This window comes from Mycobacterium sp. DBP42 (genome assembly GCF_005924235.1).
GTDB classification, from domain to species: Bacteria; Actinomycetota; Actinomycetes; order Mycobacteriales; family Mycobacteriaceae; genus Mycobacterium; species Mycobacterium syngnathidarum.
The window spans coordinates 1-2,441 of the sequence record NZ_VCMY01000087.1; the positions used below are offsets into that span (position 1 = coordinate 1).

At 65.8% G+C, this 2,441-nt stretch carries 2 protein-coding genes; both read left to right on the forward strand.

The genetic code is table 11. The features are described from left to right. The first annotated feature begins 25 nt into the window (after positions 1-25). On the forward strand, positions 26-562 hold the full coding sequence (locus E0T84_RS31455; RefSeq protein ID WP_138746414.1) for a LemA family protein: 537 nt from the start codon (positions 26-28) through the stop codon (positions 560-562). Positions 563-676: 114 nt separating this feature from the next. Continuing rightward, a complete protein-coding gene (locus E0T84_RS31460; protein ID WP_138746415.1) occupies positions 677-2,245 on the forward strand; it encodes an HNH endonuclease signature motif containing protein in 1,569 nt (522 codons plus the stop codon). The last annotated feature ends 196 nt before the right edge of the window (positions 2,246-2,441 follow it).

Below are 2,441 nucleotides of genomic sequence, written 5' to 3' on the forward strand. Positions count from 1 at the left end.
GTGGAGGAGGGGGAGGAGGCGGCTCGTGGTGACACTCCTGTTGATCGTGGTGCTGGCCCTCGCGGTCGCGGTACTGGTGGGTTTCGTCGTCGGCTACAACAAACTGCGGGCGGCGGATGTGCACGTCGCCGAGGCATTGAGTGGCATCGATGTCGAACTGACCCGCCGGGCCGCGCTGATACCGGCGCTGGTGCAGACCGTGGCGACGTTTGCCTCACACGAGACGGCGGTGCTCGGCCGGGTCAGCAGCGCCCAGGCGGCGCTGACCTCGGCGGCCGGTGGAGCGTCGGTGCAGCGGCGCAGCGCGGCCGAACATGATCTCGACTCGGCGCTGACCGGAGTGATGGCGCTGGGATCGTCCTACCCGCAATTGAATTCGTCGAACAACTTCCTGAACCTGCAGGAGAGCCTGGCGGACACCGAGAACAAGCTGGCGTTCGCCCGGCAGTACTACAACGATGCCGTCGCCACCCTCAATCGGCTCGCCGGAACCATCCCGTGGGTGTACCTGGCGCCGCTGGCCGGGGTATCGGAGCGGGAGTACTACCGCTCTCCCCAATAAGCTTCGAGGCCCCAGGCAGACCCGCCTGGGCTCGCCGAAAAAACTTTAGTCACTTTAGCCACCTCAGTCCCATCGCGCGGGTTTCTGTCGGCGTATAGAACTAGTGTTCGATACATGGTGATGGTCGGATTGTTGCGGGACCGGGACGTGGTTCAGACCGCGCTGGCCGGCCACCGCGCCGCCACCGCGGCACTGGCCGATGTCGATTTCACCGGGTTCGACACCGCCGAACTGTTGGCGCTGCAGTCCGCGCGCGAACAGCAGGCCCGCGTCGAGGCGATGATCGATCACCGGATCCAAGCTGCCCTGATGGCTCAGGCCGCCCCGCACGAGGTCGGCGGCAAGTCCTGGAAGGACGTGCTGGCCACCCGGATGCGGATCAGCGGCAAGGAAGCCTCCCGCCGCGTGGCCGCGGCCGCCGAGCTGGGGCCGCGATATGCCATCGGCGGCGAGGTATTGGAGCCACTACTGCCTGCATGCGCCGAGGCGCTGCTGGACGGCACGATCAACGCCGAACACATCACGATCATCCGCAACACCCTTGCGAAGGCCGAAAAATACGTCAGCACGGCGGAAATCGCTCAGATCGAATCCGACTTGGTGGCCGCGGCGATCCGCGATACTCCCGAAACTCTGAAAGCCGCCGCGGACAAACTGCTGTATCTGCTCAACCAGGACGGCGACAGTCCCGACGTGGCGGCCCACCTGCGCGGGCTACGGATCGGCAAACAGGATGCTGACGGGCTGGTGCACGTGGACGGCTGGCTGGACCCCGAGACCGCGTCCTATCTGATGGCCGTCACCGGCGTATGGGGTGCCCCCGGCATCAACAATCCCGCCGATGCCGAACCCGTCCACAATCCCTCACCCAACCCGTTCGACGACCAGATCGGCACCCCCGAACCCGAGACTCCCGATGCCGATGCCGGCGTGCCCGGGCCTGACGTGACCGACTCCGAGCCTGCCGATCCCATTGATGAGGAGACTGAACTCGACGCCTCCGAGGAGCGGCAGGCCTCTCACGAGCAGGGCACTGCTCAAGCGCAGCAAGCCCAGCAGGCCGCCGCCGACCGTGACACCCGAACCCAGGCCCAGCGCAACCACGACGCACTCAAAGTCGCACTGCGCGAACTGCTGATGTCAAAACGGCTCGGCCAGCATGGCGGTCTGCCGGTCACCGTGGTGGTCTCCACGACCTTGGCCGAGCTGGAATCCGGCGCCGGAATCGCGGTCACCGGTTCGGGTATCCGACTGCCGATGAAAGACCTCATCAGGTTGGCATCGCACAGCTTCCACTACCTGATCATCTACGACCACTACACCGCCGAACCGCTCTACATGGCCCGCACCAAACGGTTGGCCACCAAAGCACAACGCCTGCTGCTCTACAACCGCGACCGCGGCTGCACCCGCCCCGGCTGCACCGCCCCGGCCGACCACTGCCAGGTCCACCACGCCAAAGCCGATTGGCAGCACGGCGGCAACACCGACGCCCCCGACCTCGCACTGAGTTGCGGGCCCGACAACCGCCTGGTCGGACTCGGGTGGACCACCAGCGTCGACCCCGACACCGGACGCATCCACTGGCACCCACCACCCCTGATGAACACCGGCCAAGACACCCTCAACCACCACTTCTACCCCGAAGAACTACTCGCCCCCCACGAATCGGGCGACGGGTAGAAACCGCCCGCTCAATCGCAACCACGCTGAAGCACAACATGATTGAGATCCGCCACACGTGGACCTGGCATGCTGGGTCCGACTCCTCGCGTTGGGGGCAGCGACGGACAACTGCTCGCGTCCGGACGGCTGCTCTGCGTTAGCTCGACATTGATGAGACGAGGCATTAGGGGCGCAGCGGGCTGGATACCTAGAC